At 61.4% G+C, this 16,651-nt stretch carries 19 protein-coding genes; 10 read left to right on the forward strand and 9 right to left on the reverse strand.

Translation table 11 applies throughout. The features are described from left to right. The first annotated feature begins 124 nt into the window (after positions 1 to 124). Positions 125 to 1,579: a TrkH family potassium uptake protein gene (locus tag HX803_RS28130; RefSeq protein ID WP_178925294.1), complete on the forward strand. Its 1,455-nt coding sequence runs from the start codon at positions 125 to 127 to the stop codon at positions 1,577 to 1,579. Here the strand turns inward: HX803_RS28130 and HX803_RS28135 are convergent. Continuing rightward, positions 1,536 to 2,594 (reverse strand): AraC family transcriptional regulator, encoded by a 1,059-nt coding sequence (locus HX803_RS28135; RefSeq protein WP_178925297.1) that lies wholly within the window; start codon positions 2,592 to 2,594, stop codon positions 1,536 to 1,538. The genes HX803_RS28130 and HX803_RS28135 overlap by 44 nt on opposite strands. A gap of 161 nt (positions 2,595 to 2,755) precedes the next feature. On the opposite strand from HX803_RS28135, the gene HX803_RS28140 reads away from it, so the two are divergent. The 3 genes from HX803_RS28140 to HX803_RS28150 all read left to right on the forward strand — a co-directional run bounded on the left by HX803_RS28140 (position 2,756) and on the right by HX803_RS28150 (position 4,890). Continuing rightward, the gene (locus tag HX803_RS28140) at positions 2,756 to 3,067 is read left to right on the forward strand and encodes a DUF962 domain-containing protein (RefSeq protein WP_178925299.1); all 312 of its coding nucleotides are present in this window, start codon (positions 2,756 to 2,758) and stop codon (positions 3,065 to 3,067) included. A 348-nt stretch (positions 3,068 to 3,415) separates the two neighbouring features. Then, positions 3,416 to 3,589: a hypothetical protein gene (locus tag HX803_RS28145; RefSeq protein ID WP_178925301.1), complete on the forward strand. Its 174-nt coding sequence runs from the start codon at positions 3,416 to 3,418 to the stop codon at positions 3,587 to 3,589. 104 nt (positions 3,590 to 3,693) lie between these two features. Beyond that, positions 3,694 to 4,890, forward strand: a complete 1,197-nt coding sequence (locus HX803_RS28150; protein WP_178925303.1) for an MFS transporter — start codon at positions 3,694 to 3,696, stop codon at positions 4,888 to 4,890. Here HX803_RS28150 and arfB read toward each other — a convergent pair. The 3 genes from arfB to HX803_RS28165 form a co-directional block, all read right to left on the reverse strand. Next, entirely contained in the window at positions 4,887 to 5,300 is a 414-nt protein-coding gene (gene arfB / locus HX803_RS28155) for an alternative ribosome rescue aminoacyl-tRNA hydrolase ArfB (RefSeq protein ID WP_176994266.1), read from the reverse strand. The genes HX803_RS28150 and arfB overlap by 4 nt on opposite strands. A 12-nt stretch (positions 5,301 to 5,312) precedes the next feature. Next, positions 5,313 to 5,996: a pentapeptide repeat-containing protein gene (locus HX803_RS28160; RefSeq protein WP_178925304.1), complete on the reverse strand. Its 684-nt coding sequence runs from the start codon at positions 5,994 to 5,996 to the stop codon at positions 5,313 to 5,315. Positions 5,997 to 6,101: 105 nt separating this feature from the next. Further along, complete coding sequence (locus HX803_RS28165) at positions 6,102 to 7,523, reverse strand: amino acid permease (RefSeq protein ID WP_178925306.1); 1,422 nt, start codon at positions 7,521 to 7,523, stop codon at positions 6,102 to 6,104. 639 nt (positions 7,524 to 8,162) lie between these two features. Here HX803_RS28165 and HX803_RS28170 point away from each other — a divergent pair. Further along, positions 8,163 to 8,300, forward strand: coding sequence for a hypothetical protein (locus tag HX803_RS28170; protein ID WP_003175756.1), 138 nt, complete (start codon positions 8,163 to 8,165; stop codon positions 8,298 to 8,300). Positions 8,301 to 8,372: 72 nt separating this feature from the next. Next, positions 8,373 to 9,332 (forward strand): leucyl aminopeptidase, encoded by a 960-nt coding sequence (locus HX803_RS28175; protein WP_178925308.1) that lies wholly within the window; start codon positions 8,373 to 8,375, stop codon positions 9,330 to 9,332. Between the two features lie 192 nt (positions 9,333 to 9,524). On the opposite strand, the gene rluB is transcribed toward HX803_RS28175, so the two are convergent. The 5 genes from rluB to HX803_RS28200 form a co-directional block, all read right to left on the reverse strand. After that, positions 9,525 to 10,736, reverse strand: coding sequence for a 23S rRNA pseudouridine(2605) synthase RluB (gene rluB / locus HX803_RS28180; protein ID WP_178925310.1), 1,212 nt, complete (start codon positions 10,734 to 10,736; stop codon positions 9,525 to 9,527). A gap of 304 nt (positions 10,737 to 11,040) precedes the next feature. Next, the gene (gene scpB, locus HX803_RS28185; protein WP_178925312.1) at positions 11,041 to 11,967 is read right to left on the reverse strand and encodes an SMC-Scp complex subunit ScpB; all 927 of its coding nucleotides are present in this window, start codon (positions 11,965 to 11,967) and stop codon (positions 11,041 to 11,043) included. A 12-nt stretch (positions 11,968 to 11,979) separates the two neighbouring features. Beyond that, the gene (locus tag HX803_RS28190; RefSeq protein WP_178925357.1) at positions 11,980 to 12,678 is read right to left on the reverse strand and encodes a ScpA family protein; all 699 of its coding nucleotides are present in this window, start codon (positions 12,676 to 12,678) and stop codon (positions 11,980 to 11,982) included. A gap of 120 nt (positions 12,679 to 12,798) precedes the next feature. Beyond that, positions 12,799 to 13,428, reverse strand: a complete 630-nt coding sequence (locus tag HX803_RS28195) for an L-threonylcarbamoyladenylate synthase (RefSeq protein ID WP_178925359.1) — start codon at positions 13,426 to 13,428, stop codon at positions 12,799 to 12,801. A 13-nt stretch (positions 13,429 to 13,441) separates the two neighbouring features. Then, the gene (locus HX803_RS28200) at positions 13,442 to 14,305 is read right to left on the reverse strand and encodes a PHP domain-containing protein (RefSeq protein ID WP_178925314.1); all 864 of its coding nucleotides are present in this window, start codon (positions 14,303 to 14,305) and stop codon (positions 13,442 to 13,444) included. A gap of 87 nt (positions 14,306 to 14,392) precedes the next feature. Between HX803_RS28200 and HX803_RS28205 the strand changes: the two genes are divergently transcribed. The 4 genes from HX803_RS28205 (at position 14,393) to HX803_RS28220 (ending at position 16,489) form a co-directional block, all read left to right on the forward strand. Beyond that, positions 14,393 to 14,989, forward strand: coding sequence for a septation protein A (locus HX803_RS28205; RefSeq protein WP_178925316.1), 597 nt, complete (start codon positions 14,393 to 14,395; stop codon positions 14,987 to 14,989). A 1-nt stretch (position 14,990) separates the two neighbouring features. Continuing rightward, positions 14,991 to 15,290, forward strand: coding sequence for a YciI family protein (locus HX803_RS28210; protein WP_178925318.1), 300 nt, complete (start codon positions 14,991 to 14,993; stop codon positions 15,288 to 15,290). Positions 15,291 to 15,396: 106 nt separating this feature from the next. Next, positions 15,397 to 15,804 carry a translation initiation factor 2 gene (locus HX803_RS28215; protein ID WP_178925320.1) on the forward strand — a complete coding sequence of 136 codons (408 nt, stop codon included), beginning with the start codon at positions 15,397 to 15,399 and terminating at the stop codon, positions 15,802 to 15,804. Between the two features lie 7 nt (positions 15,805 to 15,811). Further along, the gene (locus tag HX803_RS28220) at positions 15,812 to 16,489 is read left to right on the forward strand and encodes a response regulator transcription factor (RefSeq protein WP_176994278.1); all 678 of its coding nucleotides are present in this window, start codon (positions 15,812 to 15,814) and stop codon (positions 16,487 to 16,489) included. Positions 16,490 to 16,651: the final 162 nt, after the last annotated feature.

The raw sequence follows: 16,651 nt of genomic DNA on the forward strand, positions 1-16,651 counted from the left end.
TGACACACCGCATTCGCGAGCAAGCCCGCTCCCACATTTGCTCCGTATCGCCTGAAGGGGCCGGTTTACTTACCCTGCACCCCGGGTAGAATGGCGCCTCTGCCCAATCACCCGAGCTCACTTCATGGCGTTGCCGACCCTACGCATCATCGGTTTCATCATCGGCATCTTCCTGATCACCCTTGCGATCGCCATGGTCGTCCCGATGGCCACCCTGGTGATCTTCGAACGTACCCAAGACCTGCCCTCGTTCCTGTGGGCCAGCATGATCACCTTTATCGCCGGCCTGGCCCTGGTCATTCCCGGCCGTCCCGAGCACGTGCACCTGCGCCCCCGGGACATGTACCTGCTCACAGTGACAAGCTGGGTGGTGGTGTGCGTGTTTGCCGCCTTGCCGTTCCTGCTGACCCAGCACATCAGCTACACCGACTCGTTTTTTGAAAGCATGTCCGGCATCACCGCCACCGGTTCCACGGTGCTGAGCGGGCTGGACAGCATGTCCCCGGGCATCTTGATGTGGCGCTCGTTGCTGCACTGGCTCGGCGGCATCGGCTTTATCGGCATGGCGGTGGCGATCCTGCCGCTGCTGCGCATCGGTGGCATGCGCCTGTTCCAGACCGAGTCTTCGGACCGTTCAGAGAAGGTCATGCCCCGTTCACACATGGTGGCGCGCCTGATCGTGGCGACTTACGTGGGCATCACGATCCTCGGCAGCCTGGCGTTCTGGTGGGCCGGGATGGGCCTGTTCGATGCGATCAATCACGCGATGTCAGCCATTTCCACCGGGGGTTTCTCCACCTCCGATGAATCCCTGGCCCACTGGAAACAACCCGCCGTGCACTGGGTGGCGGTGGTGGTGATGATCCTCGGCAGCCTGCCGTTCACCCTGTATGTGGCCACGTTGCGCGGCAACCGTCGGGCACTGATCAAGGATCAGCAAGTACAAGGCTTGCTCGGCCTGTTGATCGTGACCTGGCTGGTGCTGGGCACCTGGTACTGGTGGACCACCAACTTGCACTGGCTGGACGCGCTTCGGCATGTGGCGGTGAACGTCACGTCCGTGGTCACCACGACCGGCTTTGCACTGGGGGACTACAGCATCTGGGGCAACTTCTCACTGATGCTGTTCTTCTACCTGGGCTTTGTCGGCGGCTGCTCCGGCTCTACGGCGGGCGGCATCAAGATCTTCCGGTTCCAGGTCGCCTATATCCTGCTCAAGGCCAACTTGAACCAGCTGATTCACCCGCGCGCGGTGATCAAGCAGAAGTACAACGGCCACCGCCTCGATGAAGAAATCGTACGCTCGATCCTGACCTTTTCGTTCTTCTTCGCCATCACCATCTGCGCGATTGCCCTGGCCTTGTCGCTGCTGGGGCTGGATTGGATGACCGCGTTGACCGGTGCCGCCAGCACCGTGTCCGGCGTGGGCCCGGGCTTGGGCGAGACCATCGGCCCGGCCAGCAACTTCGCCAGCCTGCCAGATGCAGCCAAGTGGATCCTGTCGTTCGGCATGCTGCTGGGACGGCTGGAGATCATTACAGTCTTTGTTCTGTGCATTCCGGCGTTCTGGCGTCACTGATCGTCGAGGCTTCCAGCAACCGCGCCCGGTATTCGCCGGGCGTGGCGTCGAACCAACGGCGAAACGCGCGGAAGAAATTGCTCGGGTCGGCAAACCCCAACAGGTAGGCGATTTCCAGCAGGGTCATGCTCGGCTGTGCCAGGTACTGCTCGGCCAGTTCGCGGCGGGTGTCGTCGAGCAGCGATTGGAAACTGGTGCCCTCCTCCTGCAAACGCCGCTGCAACGTGCGCTGGGACAGGTGCAGGGTCTGGGCGACCACCTCACGCTTGGGCTCGCCCTGAGGCAGCAGGCGGCACAGCACCTGCCGCGCCTTGTGGGTCACGCGGCTTTCCGAAAAACGCGCCAGGTATTCACCGGCAAACCGATCATGCAGCAGCGCCATGGCCTCGTTGGCCGTGGGCAGCGGCGCGTCCATGTCGGCCCGCTCGAAAATCAGCGCGTCATAGGGCGCGTTGAATTCCAGGGGCGCGTGGAAAGCTTGTTTGTAGGGCGCCAGGTCCACCGGTTGATCGCCTTGCAACAGCACCTTGCGCGGCTGCAGGGTACGCCCGGTCAACCAGCCGCACAGCGCCAGGGCACTGGCCAGCGAAGCCTCGGCGCTTTGCCGGGTGGGGGGCAAGTGATCGCCATGCACCGTCAGAATCAACGCATAGCCTTCGGGCAACAGTCGGAAACTCAGGTCGGCGCTTTCGGCGATGATCCGCTGGTAGCGCACCAGGCGCATAAAACCTTCGGCCAGCGTGTTGCTGGACATCAGCGCATAACCGGCCACATGAAACGATGCGGGACGCACCACCTTACCCATGTTCAGGCCGATCGCCGGGTTGCCCGACAGCTCGACCGCCCGTTGCCAGAGTCGGGTCATGGAGTCTTGTGGAAAACGCGCGTCAGGGTCACTGAGGGCGGCATAGTCCAGGCCCAGTTGCTTGAACAAGGCCCGGCAGTCCAAGCCGTCCATTTCCAACGCCTTGACTATCCCCATCGCCCAGCTTGCAGAAGTTGTTCGTTCGCTCATGGCGTCTTCTTAAAAAAGCAGGCTTAAAACGGCAGCCAGGAAGCCAAGGATACTAAAGTGGCATCTATTGTCACTGGCTGTTACCACTGATCACTCTAGACTCAAATAAGCTCCCCGCCGAACATCTGTTGGGCACCACAATAACGAGAGGGCCGGCTACCGTGGAAAATGTCAGACAATTCAACAGCTTCGCCGAGTTCTACCCGTATTACCTGAGCGAACATGGCAACAGCACCTGCCGGCGCCTGCACTTTATCGGCACCACGCTGGTGATTGGCATCCTGGCCTACGCCATCGGCAGAGGTTCGTTGGGCCTGTTGCTGGCTTTGCCGATAGCCGGTTACAGCTTTGCCTGGGTCGGCCATTTCTTCTTCGAAAAAAACCGCCCGGCGACCTTCCAGCACCCGTTCTACAGCCTGCTGGGGGATTTTGTGATGTACCGCGACATGATCCTGGGCAAGGTGCCGTTCTAGCCCCACGACCGTTTTAACCGTGAAAGTTCGTACATCCGGCGAGATAAAAATCTTTTTGTCATTTTAGGTGCTGTATCCTGCCAAGGCTTTTTGAGAGCGCGGAATCACCTGCGATTGATAAAACAGACCTTGCGAGGAGCGACGACGATGCACGAGATACCTAATCTCCCCTTCCCAAGCCTGCACCCAACCGAGCAGCCAACACCGCAGCAGGCCAGCAACAAGCAGCCTGAGGCCAAAGAAGCAAAACCAGTCGACAGCAAACGCCAGGACTGACGCCGTAACAGACCGTGTGGAAAGCGCAACATTGAGCGCTTTCCACACTGCCTGAAGACTTTGGATACCGCGATGACCGACACCCTTCCCGACGCCGCCGTACTCGACGCTGCCCTGCAGATGGTTGAAGTATGGAACCGTCTGAGCGCCGACAAACAGGCCCTGCTGCTCAAGCGCTTCGGCACCCAGGAAAACGCCTTGGCCGCCCTGGTGACCACCCAACTGTTGGCCCCTGCCCAGCCTTGACGCCTTTTTGAGCTGACGTTTTTTGCTTTTGCCACCCTGCGCAGGCCAAAGCACCGGTATCATTAGCAGCCTATCTTTACCTGCTGCGACAGTGGACCTTTCCCATGCCAGATACCCAGCGCCCCATGGCGGTCACGCTGCAAGTCGTTTCCATCGTGTTGTTTACCTTTATCGGCTACCTGAACATCGGCATTCCCCTCGCCGTCTTGCCGGGCTATGTGCACAGCGAACTGGGCTATGGCGCGGTGATCGCCGGCCTGGTGATCAGCGTGCAATACCTGGCCACCCTGCTGAGCCGCCCGTATGCGGGAAAAATCATCGACAACCTGGGCAGCAAGCGCGCGGTGCTGATCGGCTTGGCCGGTTGCGGCCTGAGCGGTGTGTTCATGTTGTTTGCGGCGTTCTTTTCCAGCTTGCCGGCCTTGAGCCTCGGCAGCCTGTTGATCGGCCGCCTGGTGCTGGGCAGCGCCGAAAGCCTGGTAGGTTCCGGCGCCATCGGGTGGGGCATTGGCCGCGTCGGTGCGGCGAATACCGCCAAGGTCATCTCCTGGAACGGCATCGCCAGCTACGGGGCGCTGGCCGTCGGCGCACCGCTGGGCGTGGTGCTGGTCAGGCACTTCGGGCTGTGGAGCATGGGCGTCAGCATTATCCTGCTGGCGGTCATCGGCCTGTTGCTGGCCTGGAACAAAGTTGCCGCGCCCATCGTTGCCGGCGTGCGCCTGCCGTTCATGAACGTGCTGGGTCGGGTACTGCCCCACGGCTGCGCCTTGGCCCTGGGCTCGATCGGCTTCGGCACCATCGCCACCTTCATCACCCTGTACTACACCACCCAGCATTGGGATAACGCGGTGTGGGCCTTGAGCCTGTTCGGCGCCAGTTTTATCGGCGCGCGCTTGCTGTTCGGCAACTTGATCAACCGGATCGGCGGTTTTCGCGTGGCAATCGCCTGCCTGTCGGTGGAGGTCCTCGGCCTGCTGTTGCTGTGGCTGGCGCCGGACGCCAACCTGGCCCTGGCCGGTGCGGCGTTGAGCGGTTTCGGCTTTTCCCTGGTGTTTCCGTCCCTGGGCGTGGAGGCGGTCAACCTGGTGCCCGCGTCCAGCCGGGGTTCGGCCGTGGGGGCCTATTCGTTGTTTATCGACTTGTCCCTGGGCATCACCGGCCCGCTGGCAGGCGCTGTGGCGGCAGGTTTTGGCTTTGCATCGATCTTCCTGTTCGCCGCCCTGGCCGCCTGCGGTGGGTTGGTGCTCAGCGTGTACCTGTACCGCCAGGCCCCCAAAGCCCGCGAGGCGCGCGACGCCTAGAAGTCGACCTTGCCGCGCCCGGCCTTGATCGTGCCGCGCTTGGTCTTGGATTCCAGGCGACGTTTTTTCGAGCCCAGGGTCGGCTTGGTCGGGCGGCGCTTCTTTTCCACCTTGGTGGCGCTGAGGATCAGTTCCACCAAACGCTCCAATGCATCCGCGCGGTTCTGCTCCTGGGTCCGGTATTGCTGGGCCTTGAGCACCAGCACCCCTTCGCTGGTGATCCGGCTGTCACGCAGCGCCAGCAAACGCTCCTTGTAGAACGCCGGCAGCGACGAGGCCGGAATATCAAAGCGCAGGTGCACCGCGCTCGACACCTTGTTGACGTTCTGCCCACCGGCGCCCTGGGCGCGAATGGCGGTCAGCTCGATCTCGGCGTCGGGCAGGTGCACATTATTGGAAATCACCAGCATCAATTAAAAACCTTAGGCAACGGACAAGCCCAACTCGGACAACAACATCGACGCCTGGGCTTTGGAAATCACGGCGCCTTTGAACAGTTTGGCATCATTGAGGCGAAACCCGCTCAAATCCGCGCCCCGCAAGTCCGCGCCGGCGAAATTGGCGCCGTTGATGCGCGCATGGGCCAGGCTGCAGTCGATCAATTCAGCCTTGCGAAAATCTGCGTCCGACAAGTCGCTGTCAGAAAAATCCAGGTTATTGAGCACCGTGCGCGCAAACGACAAACCAGATAAAAACGCGCTGTTGAGCAAACTCTCACTGAAGCTCAGGCCCAATGAAGCGCAATGGGTGAAGTTGGCGCCGGTCAGCTTGCACTGATCAAATTGGGCCTGGGACAGTTTGCTGCGTTGCCAGCGGGTGTTGTTCAGGTCGCAACTGTGGAACTGTGCTTCCAACAGATTCGCCGCTTCAAAGACCGCCTGGCCGGCGCGACAGCTTTTCCACTGCGTACCTTCCAGGCGCGAGCCGAGGAACGAGGCCTGGGCCAGGATGCAGCGTTCGAATATCCAGTGGTCCAATGCCATGCGCGACAGGTCGGCCCCACTCAGGTCGACACCCACCAGGCGCAAAGGCCCGCCGTGTTGGTCGATCAGGTCTTCCAGCTCGTCGCGCTGCAGGGTGCCGCCGTCGATATCGGTGTGGTGCATGGGGCCTCCGGGCGCGGAACAGGTGAAAACGAGGCGGGAGTCTAACCCGTGAGCGCCCACAAAAAACCCGGCAATATGCCGGGTTTTCTGTTTGCGCAAGGCGGGTTACTTCAGTGCCGCACTCGTCGAGGTCAGCGCCGCTTCGGCACTGCGCTTGTTCTTGACCCAGTAGCACACCGCCATGAACGCCACCCACACCGGGATCGCGTACACCGACACCTGGATCCCCGGGATCATCAGCATGATCACCAGGATAAACGCCACGAACGCCAGGCAGATGACGTTGCCGTACGGGTACCACAGCGCCTTGAACAACGGCACCTGCTTGGTGCGGTTCATGTGCTGGCGGAACTTGAAGTGGGAGAAGCTGATCATCGCCCAGTTGATCACCAGCGTGGCCACCACCAGGGACATCAGCAGTTCCAGGGCATGCTGCGGGATCAGGTAGTTCATCAGCACCGCCACCAGGGTGACGGCCGCCGAGGCAAGGATCGAGCGCACCGGCACGCCGCGCTTGTCGATCTTGGCCAAGGCCAGTGGCGCATCACCCTGCTCGGCCATGCCCAGCAGCATGCGGCTGTTGCAGTAGGTGCCGCTGTTGTACACCGACAACGCCGCGGTCAGTACCACGAAGTTGAGGATGTGCGCGGCGGTGTTGCTGCCCAGCATCGAGAACACCTGCACGAACGGGCTGCCACTGTAGGCATCGCCGGACGCGTTGAGGGTTTGCAGCAGGCTGTCCCAAGGGGTCAGCGACAGCAGCACCACCAGTGCGCCGATGTAGAAGATCAGGATGCGGTAGATCACCTGGTTGATCGCCTTCGGGATCACGGTGCGCGGTTTGTCTGCTTCGGCAGCGGTGAAGCCGAGCATTTCCAGGCCGCCGAAGGAGAACATGATGATCGCCATGGCCATCACCAAACCACCGACGCCGTGGGGGAAGAAGCCGCCGTGTTCCCACAGGTTACTCACCGAGGCTTGCGGGCCGCCGCTGCCACTGACCAGCAGGTAGCTGCCCAGGGCGATCATGCCGACGATGGCGACCACCTTGATGATCGCAAACCAGAACTCGGCTTCACCGAAGACTTTGACGTTGGCCAGGTTGATCGCGTTGATCAGTACGAAGAACGCGGCGGCCGAGACCCAGGTCGGGATCTCGGGCCACCAATAGTGCACGTACTTGCCGACGGCAGTCAGCTCCGACATGCCCACCAGGATGTACAGGATCCAGCAGTTCCAGCCCGACAGGAAGCCGGCGAAACCGCCCCAGTACTTGTGGGCAAAGTGGCTGAAGGAACCGGCGACCGGCTCTTCGACGATCATTTCGCCGAGCTGGCGCATGATCATGAAGGCGATGAAGCCGCAGATGGCATAGCCCAGGATCATCGACGGGCCGGCCGACTTGAGCACCCCGGCCGAGCCCAGGAACAGGCCGGTGCCGATGGCGCCCCCGAGGGCGATCAACTGGATATGCCGATTTTTCAGGCCGCGTTTCAGCTCGTCTGAAGAGGAATGGGGTCCACTCATGAAAAGGGTCTCACGCAAGGTTTGATGATGTTGAATGCACGTTGCTGTCTTGAATCTCGACTCAAGCAGCGCCGCTCAAACCCCAGCGCAGGCACCAGGAGTACAGCGTCGTTCTAAAGGTCATGCGTCACCTGTTTGTTTTTATCTGTGACGAAATCGAACCCGTCTGGCTCGTGGCCAGGCGGAGTGATCAGGGAAGGTAAACCCTGAGGTCTTGGCCTTTTGCGTGGGTACGCAAGGGGGGTCACAGTAAAACGCGGCGCATTGTACACCGCTCGACAGCTTAGGGCGGCCCTCGGCAAGGGCACGCGACAATCTGTCAGGCATTCCTTACAGCATCGCCACGCCCAGGAATGCAGCGACTTTCACGTAAATTAATCGTTACAGCGCGGAAAATAAGCGTTACAGCCAGCAACGAACAGAAAAATGTCGGTAGGAAATCTCCGACAAATTACCCTCGCCAGTCCGTTGTTTTTTCTAAATAAATATTTCTGGCGAAAAAACAGAACAAAAAATCCAAATGAGACCGTGTCAATAAATATTTTGCATTCCGAAACACTCTCTCCTAGGTTCTTCCCACTTGCCCAGTGAAGCCCGCTGGCAAGCCGTTCTCAAACAACGTCCTCTAGGAGAAACACCATGCAAGCACTGGAAAACGACCTGGAAACCGAACTGCAACTCGACGATTGGTTTGAAGCGCCGACCCATGAGGCCGCCGTTGAAATGATGCAAGCCGACGCCGTCGTGCCATTCGGCACCGCGATGTGGCCGTTCTAACACCCGGCAGGCACTGGCAGGTGCTGTGCACGGCATCTGCCTCCTTACCCAAGGCACAGAAGGACACCCGTCATGGACAAGGCCCGCGCCGTCGAACACTTTCTCTACTACCTGGCCCACCACCCGGCCCTCAGCGGCCTGAACTGCCCGAACGTGCTGCTGGGCCATACCGAACGCTATGACGCCATCGCCCAGGCGATCACCCACGGCAGCGCCGCCCGTTTCAATTTCCAGGTGCAGCGCCTGGACCTGGCCGCCTGCGACAGCCTGGCCCAGGCCATTGAAGCCTGCGACCTGTACCTGTTTCTCTACGACTCTTCGACCCTGCCCAACCCACGCGCCGAAGGCCCGGACTTTATCCGCGCCCTGCAAGGCGTGATGGCCGAGCACTGGAAGAAATCCCTGCTGTTCAAGGATTATGGCGACTATTTCTACGACACCTTCAGCGTTGAGCCACAGCGCATCGCCGACCTCAACGCCACGCTGATCCGGCGCATGTCCCAAGCCAACGTGCTGAGCTTTACCGACAAGCACGGCTCACGCCTGGAAGCGCCGATGAGCAGCATCAAGAAGTGGACCAATATCAACGGCGTCGGCAACCACGACCTGGCCCCCGGCGAGATCGCCACCCACAGCGAGGCCATCAATGGCCAGGTGCGGTTTGTCGGCACATTCCTGAGCACCATCCCCTTTGCGCGCAAATACGGCGTGTTGCAGTCACCGTTGGAGCTGTGGATCGAGAACTCGACCATCTGCAGCGTGGCCAGCGACGTGCCGGGGCTGGCGGATGACTTCAACAAGTACCTGAACGCCAACCCGTCGAACCGGCGTGTGGAGGAATTGGGGATTGGCACCAACGAAGGCGTGAAGGATTTGTATGCACGCAATGCCGGGTTCGAGGAGCGCCATTGCGGGCTGCACCTGGGCCTGGGCGGCGGGCAGAAAGGCAGCCATCACCTGGATCTGATCTTTGCCAGTGGGGTGTTGGCGTTGGATGACAAGCCCGTCTTCGACGGCACCTTTGCCTTCTGATCAGTGATTTAGAAACCTATGAAGATCCAAATGTGGGAGCGGGCTTGCTCGCGAAGGCGGAGTATCAAGTAACACATGCATCAACTGACACGCCGCCTTCGCGAGCAAGCCCGCTCCCACATTTTTGACCGTATTCCAAGGCATAAAAAACGCCAACCCTAGGGTTGGCGTTTTTGTGCAGCGCTTAAACCATCACTGCGGTTTCTTGCGACCAAAACCAGGACGCTGGCCCGAACCGGCCGGGGCGCCGCGGCGCTTGCCCGACGGCTCGTCCGCCACCAGTTTCGGGCCAGGGCGCTTGTTCGCCGCTGGCTTGGCTGGACGCTTGGTGCTGGCGTTGTCGGCCGGACGTTCGCTTTCACCGCGGTTGCTGCGACCACCGGCCGGCGCTGGGCGCGGTGCACGTGGCGCACGTTCACCTTCCTGGCGCGACGGCGCGATTGGGCGACGCTCGCCTTCGATCTGCGGCTCACGGGAAATACGACCGCCGGTTGCCGGTGCATTCAGCGCCGGGCGCAGGGTGCGGGCCACGCGTTCGGTACGCGGCACAGGGCGCGACGATTTACGCTGCATCCGCTCAAGCTTGTCTTTGCTCTTGGCGTTCATCTGCGGCATGGCGACCGGCGTCAGGCCCACTTCGGCGCTGAGGATGTCGACTTCGTACTGGCTCATTTCGCGCCAGCGGCCCATCGGCAGGTCGGAGTTCAGGAACACCGGGCCGAAACGCACGCGCTTCAGGCGGCTGACCACCAGGCCCTGGGATTCCCACAAGCGACGTACTTCACGGTTACGACCTTCCATCACCACGCAGTGGTACCAGTGGTTGAAACCTTCGCCACCTGGCGCCTGCTTGATGTCGGTGAACTTGGCCGGGCCGTCTTCCAGCACCACGCCCGCCTTGAGGCGTTCGATCATCTCGTCGTCAACTTCGCCACGTACGCGCACGGCGTATTCGCGGTCCATCTCGTACGACGGGTGCATCAGGCGGTTGGCCAGCTCACCGTCGGTGGTGAACATCAGCAAGCCGGTGGTGTTGATGTCCAGGCGACCGATGTTGATCCAGCGGCCTTCTTTGGGCTTGGGCATCTTGTCGAACACGGTCGGACGGCCTTCCGGGTCGTCACGGGTGCAGATCTCGCCGTCCGGCTTGTTGTACATGATCACGCGGCGCACCGATTCGGCGGCCTCTTCACGCTTGATGACCTTGCCATCAATGGTGATTGCATCGTGCAGGTCGACGCGCTGGCCGAGGGTGGCCTCGACGCCGTTGACCTTGATGCGCTTCTGGGTGATCCAGGCTTCGACGTCGCGGCGCGAGCCCACGCCGATACGCGCCAGCACCTTTTGCAGTTTTTCGCCTGCTGGGCCGATTTCCTGGCTGTCGTTCTGGTCTTTGTCGTTCATCTTAAGCACCTCCCGGTGGGTCGATTCAGGCGTGGCCTGAAGAGTGTTGAAAGCGGGGCTTTGGCCGACGGTGTCGGCAAAGGGTCGCGAATCATACGCGTATGGCGCGCGTTGCGCATCAGAGACTAGTCGATAAAGGCCAAGTCACCTGCTTTACGCCGACCGGTGGACCACAGCAGGTCAAAATGTGGGAGCGGGCTTGCTCGCGAATGCGGTGGATCAGTCGCCATCTCCGGTGACTGTCCCTCCGCTTTCGCGAGCAAGCCCGCTCCCACAGGGGTTCAGCAGTGTTTGCAGGAACGCGTCAGTCCTCGAACTGGCGGCGCTCGGCTTCAATGGCTTCGGCCAGGGCGCGGGCTTCGTCTTCTTCGTCGCTCAGGGGCGGCTGCTCCAGGGCGGCGACGGCGGCGAGGAGTTTTTCGCGGGCTTCGGCGACGCCGAGGATGTCTTCCTCGGGTTCCGGCTCAGGCTCGGCCTCGGGTTCACTGTTTTCCTGGGTTTGCGGCTCGGCAGCGCCGTCACGCAGCAAATCGTCGAAGTCGGTCTTGATGCCCTGCTCCATATCGTCCAGTTCCAGCAGCAAGGTGTGGAAACTGGTTTCGTCCTTCGGTTCTTCCGGTTCGGCGCTGGCGTCGGCCAGTTCCTGCAGGCCCTCGGGCACCGGCGCATCGTCGAAATCGAGCACCGGCTCGGCTTCCATCTCGCGCAGTTCGGCAAGCGGCGGCAAATCATCAAGGTTCTTCAGGTTGAAGTGGTCGAGAAACACCTTGGTGGTGGCGAACATCGCCGGTTTGCCGGGCACGTCGCGGTAGCCGACGATGCGGATCCACTCGCGTTCCAGCAGCGTCTTGACGATATGGCTGTTGACCGCCACGCCCCGCACGTCCTCGATCTCGCCCCGGGTGATCGGCTGGCGATAGGCGATCAGCGCCATGGTCTCCAGCATCGCCCGGGAATAACGCTGCGGGCGTTCTTCCCACAAACGGCCGACCCACGGGGAAAACTTCTCACGGATCTGCAGGCGATAACCCGACGCCACTTCGCGCAGCTCAAAGGCACGGCCGTCGCAGGACTTGCGCAGGATCTCCAGCGCCTTCTTGAATACCGGCGGCTCGGGGCGCTCGGCTTCTTCAAAGAGTTCGAACAGGCGCTCCAACGATTGCGGTTTGCCCGAGGCCAGTAGAAAGGCCTCCAGCAACGGGGCCAGTTCGCGGGGTTCAGTCAGATTCATTGATTCAGCTCTTTATTCGGCTCGCGCCCGCACGTGGATAGCCGCAAAAGGCTCATTCTGGACCAGCTCGACCAAGGATTCCTTGACCAGTTCGAGGATCGCCATAAAGGTCACCACCACCCCCAGGCGCCCTTCTTCCGCAGTAAACAGCTCAACAAACGGCACAAAGCCGCCGCCCTTGAGGCGTTCCAGCACATCACTCATGCGCTCACGGGTGGACAGCGCCTCGCGACTCACCTGGTGGCTTTCAAACATGTCGCCACGGCGCAGCACCTCGGCCATGGACATCAGCAATTCTTCCAGGCTCACGTCCGGCAGCAGCTTGCGCGCGCGGGCCTCGGGGGCATCGAGCTTGGGCACCACCACATCACGGCCCACCCGGCTCAAGCCGTCGATGCCTTCGGCGGCGGCCTTGAAGCGTTCGTACTCTTGCAGGCGGCGGATCAGTTCGGCGCGTGGGTCGTCCTCTTCGGCTTCCACCGTCTCCGAACGCGGCAGCAACATGCGCGACTTGATCTCGGCGAGCATGGCGGCCATCACCAAGTACTCGGCGGCCAGTTCCAGGCGCACCGACTGCATCAACTCGACATAGCCCATGTACTGGCGGGTGATTTCCGCCACCGGGATGTCGAGGATGTTGATGTTCTGTTTGCGGATCAGGTACAGCAGCAAGTCGAGCGGGCCTTCGAAGGCGTCGAGGAAAACCTCCAGGGCATCCGGCGGGATGTACAGGTCCAGCGGCATTTCCATGACCGCCTGGCCATAGACCATGGCAAATGGCAGCTCCTGCTGGGCGCCGGCCTGGGGGTCAACCGTTTCCACCACCGACATTCAGGCCTCGACCATGAACGGAGCCGGGTCACCGCAACCCACGCGGATCACTTCGGGTTCACCGTCGGCCAGGTTGATCACGGTTGAGGCCTTGTTGCCGCCGTAGCCGCCATCGATGATCAGGTCCACCTGCTTTTCCAGCAGTGAACGCATTTCGTACGGGTCGTAAAGCGGCTCGGTCTCGCCGGGCATGATCAGCGACACGCTCATCAGCGGCTCACCCAGCTCCTCCAGCAGCGCCAGGGCAATCGGGTGCTCGGGCACGCGCAGGCCGATGGTGCGCTTCTTGGGGTGCAGCAACAGGCGCGGCACTTCACGGGTGGCGTTGAGAATAAAGGTGTAGGGCCCCGGCGTGTGGGCCTTGAGCAAACGGAAGGTGCCGGTGTCGACCTTGGCGAACAGGCCGAGCTGGGACAGGTCGCTGCAGATCAGCGCGAAGTTGTGCTTGTCGTCCAACTGACGCAGGCGTCTGACACGCTCGACCGCACCCTTGTCGCCGATCTGGCAACCAATGGCGTAGGACGAGTCCGTTGGGTAGATCACCACGCCACCGGCACGGATGATCTCCACGGCTTGCTTGATCAGGCGCGCCTGGGGGTTTTCCGGATGAATCTGGAAGAATTGACTCACGTGTTCTACCTGTTCAGACGGTGGCAATAATGGGGTCATGCTTGAATCGCCCCCACAAGAGCGGCAGGTCTTCCGGGACGGGGCGGTACTCGCCGATCTCGGACCAGCCGCCTGGGCCATGAAAATCACTGCCGGCGCTGACCAGCAGACCAAATTCGCGGGCAAGAATCGCCAGGCTGCCCACCTGCTCGGCGGGTTGGTGCCCGTTGACCACCTCGATGGCGTGGCCCCCCGCTCCAATATAGTCGGCAATCAGCTTGCGGCGCTTGCTGCGGGTGAAATCGTAATGCCAGGGATGCGCCAGGCTGACCCAGGCCCCGGAGGCCCGCAAGGTCTCGACGGTGTCTTCCAGGGTCGGCCAGTGCTGCTTCACATCCCCCAACTTGCCGGCGCCCAGCCATTTGCGGAAGGCTTCGGCGCGGTCTTTGACAAAACCTTCACGCACCATCCAGTCGGCAAAGTGCGGCCGGGCCGGTGCGTTGCCGCTGTCTCCCAGTTCCTGCTGGATCGCGCGGGCGCCTTCGAGGGCGTTGGGCATGCCTTTGAGGCTGAGTTTTCGGCTTATTTCTTCGGACCGCAGCCAGCGGCCATCGTGCAAATCGGCGATGGCCTGCACCAACGGCGGGGCCTTTTGGTCGAAACCGTAGCCCAGTACATGAATGGTGGCGCCACCCCAGGTGCAGGACAACTCCACGCCGTTGACCAGTTGCATGCCCAATGAATGGGCGGCTTCACGGGCTTCGTCCAAGCCTTCGAGGGTGTCGTGGTCGGTCAACGCCAGGACTCGCACGCCTTTTTCAAACGCACGCGCAACCAGTACCGCAGGCGCCAGGGCGCCGTCGGAGGCCGTGCTGTGGCAGTGCAAATCAACATTCACGGGGATGTGTAACCTCAAGTCAGGTGGCGCTTTCGCTACCAAGGATGTTTGTTATTATGCCGCCACATCCAGCTTCTGGCTCTTACTGTGAAACAATTCATCGACTTCATCCCGCTGTTGCTGTTTTTCATCGTTTATAAACTCGACCCCAGGGTCATCGATCTCGCCGGCCATGAGCTGACGGTCGGAGGCATCTACAGCGCCACCGCCGTGCTGATCATCAGCTCCGTCGTGGTCTACGGCGCCATCTTCATCTCCCAGCGCAAGCTGGAAAAAAGCCAATGGCTGACCCTGGTCGCCTGCTTGGTCTTCGGCAGCCTGACCCTGGCCTTCCACAGCGAAACCTTCCTCAAGTGGAAAGCCCCGGTGGTGAACTGGCTGTTCGCCCTGGCCTTCATTGGCAGCCACTTCATCGGTGACCGCCTGCTGATCAAGCGGATCATGGGCCACGCACTGACCCTGCCGGAGCCGGTCTGGACACGCCTGAACGTGGCCTGGATCGTGTTTTTCCTGTTCTGTGGCGCTGCCAACCTGTTCGTGGCGTTCACCTTCCAGAGCTACTGGGTCGACTTCAAGGTGTTCGGCAGCCTGGGCATGACCGTATTGTTCCTGATCGGCCAGGGTATCTACCTGTCGCGCCACCTGCATGACACCGACCCTACCACGCCAAAAACCGAGGACTGACATGCTCTACGCCATCATTGCCACCGACGTCGCCAATTCGCTGGAAAAACGCCTGGCCGCACGTCCGGCCCACCTGGAGCGCCTGAACGTATTGCAGGCCGAAGGCCGTCTCGTGCTGGCGGGCCCGCATCCGGCTGTCGACAGCAATGACCCGGGCGCGGCGGGTTTCACCGGCAGCCTGGTGGTTGCCCAGTTCGCTTCCCTGGCTGACGCCCAGGCCTGGGCCAAGGCCGATCCGTATGTCGCGGCAGGCGTTTACGCCGACGTCGTGATCAAGCCGTTCAAGCAAGTCTTGCCTTGATAACGGCGGCGCCGAACCTATTCGGTTCGGCAATCGCCTGATGGCTCATCATTCTCGGTAACCTGCCGACAACGTTCTGAATATTCGTGTGGAATCAGGAGTTCCGATGCGCTTAAGTCAGTTGTGTCTGTTGGCAGTGTTAATGATCGGGGCCACGGCCCACGCTGAAGAACCCTCGAACACCGGCAGTTCCACGCCCCTGTCCTTGAGTGCCGGCAGCCAGATCACCGATTTGCAGCAACGTTTGAAAGAAAGCGAGCGATTGCGCGAAGAACTGAGCAAACAATTGCAAAATGCAGACGCTGCTCGCGAAAGCGCCCAACTGAGTCGCTTGCGCCAGGAGAACCAACGCCTGGTCCAGCAACTCAAAGAAACACAAAGTGGCGCCTTGACCCGCTGGCTGACCGAGCAACAACAGTGGTTTGTCACCGGTGGGGCTGTCGCACTGATCGCCTTGCTGTGCGGGATCTTCGCCAGCGGTGGGCACCGTCGCCGTCGACAATGGCTAAATTGAGTGAGTCATGAGCGAGCTGTTACTGATAGATGATGACCAGGAGCTCTGTGAGCTGCTGACCAGTTGGTTGAGCCAGGAAGGTTTCCAGGTGCGTGCCTGCCACGACGGCTTGAGTGCGCGCAAAGCCCTGGCCGACAGCGCACCGGCCGCGGTGGTGCTCGACGTGATGCTGCCCGACGGCAGCGGCCTTGAGCTGCTCAAGCAATTGCGCAACGACCATCCGGAGTTGCCAGTGCTGATGCTCTCGGCCCGGGGCGAACCGCTGGACCGCATCCTCGGCCTGGAACTGGGCGCCGACGACTACCTGGCCAAGCCCTGCGACCCACGCGAACTCACGGCCCGCCTGCGCGCCGTGTTGCGCCGCAGCCACCCGGCCGCCGTGTCCACCCAGCTGGAACTGGGCGACCTGTGCTTCAGCCCGGTGCGTGGCGTGGTCACTATCGATGAACAGGAATTCCCCCTCACCGTCTCCGAAAGCCGCCTGCTGGAAGCCTTGCTACGCCAGCCGGGCGAGCCGCTGGACAAGCAGGAACTGGCGCAGATCGCCCTGGGCCGCAAGCTGACCCTTTACGATCGCAGCCTGGACATGCACGTGAGCAACCTGCGCAAGAAGATCGGCCCGCACCCGGACGGCCGCCCACGCATCGTGGCGCTGCGTAGCCGGGGCTACTACTACAGCCTCTGAACACGCTGCAGAAGTCCTGTGGAAGCTGGCTTGTGTGAGAGCGGGCTTGCTCGCGAATGCGGTAGATCAGCCACTCTTTGCGGCGACTGACACACCGCCTTCGCGAGCAAGCCCGCTCCCACATTCGAATAGCTAAGCCCTGATAGTTTTGTCAGTTCGCAC

Source organism: Pseudomonas sp. P7548 (genome assembly GCF_013386585.1).
Classification (GTDB): Bacteria; Pseudomonadota; Gammaproteobacteria; order Pseudomonadales; family Pseudomonadaceae; genus Aquipseudomonas.

Excerpts from the sequence above, each read along its gene's own strand:
- HX803_RS28130 (WP_178925294.1), top strand. The coding sequence starts at position 125 with ATGGCGTTGCCGACCCTACGCATCATCGGTTTCATCATCGGCATCTTC.
- HX803_RS28135 (WP_178925297.1), bottom strand. The coding sequence starts at position 2,594 with ATGAGCGAACGAACAACTTCTGCAAGCTGGGCGATGGGGATAGTCAAG.
- HX803_RS28145 (WP_178925301.1), top strand. The coding sequence starts at position 3,416 with ATGACCGACACCCTTCCCGACGCCGCCGTACTCGACGCTGCCCTGCAG.
- HX803_RS28150 (WP_178925303.1), top strand. The coding sequence starts at position 3,694 with ATGCCAGATACCCAGCGCCCCATGGCGGTCACGCTGCAAGTCGTTTCC.
- arfB (WP_176994266.1), bottom strand. The coding sequence starts at position 5,300 with ATGCTGGTGATTTCCAATAATGTGCACCTGCCCGACGCCGAGATCGAG.
- HX803_RS28160 (WP_178925304.1), bottom strand. The coding sequence starts at position 5,996 with ATGCACCACACCGATATCGACGGCGGCACCCTGCAGCGCGACGAGCTG.
- HX803_RS28165 (WP_178925306.1), bottom strand. The coding sequence starts at position 7,523 with ATGAGTGGACCCCATTCCTCTTCAGACGAGCTGAAACGCGGCCTGAAA.
- HX803_RS28170 (WP_003175756.1), top strand. The coding sequence starts at position 8,163 with ATGCAAGCACTGGAAAACGACCTGGAAACCGAACTGCAACTCGACGAT.
- HX803_RS28175 (WP_178925308.1), top strand. The coding sequence starts at position 8,373 with ATGGACAAGGCCCGCGCCGTCGAACACTTTCTCTACTACCTGGCCCAC.
- rluB (WP_178925310.1), bottom strand. The coding sequence starts at position 10,736 with ATGAACGACAAAGACCAGAACGACAGCCAGGAAATCGGCCCAGCAGGC.
- scpB (WP_178925312.1), bottom strand. The coding sequence starts at position 11,967 with ATGAATCTGACTGAACCCCGCGAACTGGCCCCGTTGCTGGAGGCCTTT.
- HX803_RS28210 (WP_178925318.1), top strand. The coding sequence starts at position 14,991 with ATGCTCTACGCCATCATTGCCACCGACGTCGCCAATTCGCTGGAAAAA.
- HX803_RS28215 (WP_178925320.1), top strand. The coding sequence starts at position 15,397 with ATGCGCTTAAGTCAGTTGTGTCTGTTGGCAGTGTTAATGATCGGGGCC.
- HX803_RS28220 (WP_176994278.1), top strand. The coding sequence starts at position 15,812 with ATGAGCGAGCTGTTACTGATAGATGATGACCAGGAGCTCTGTGAGCTG.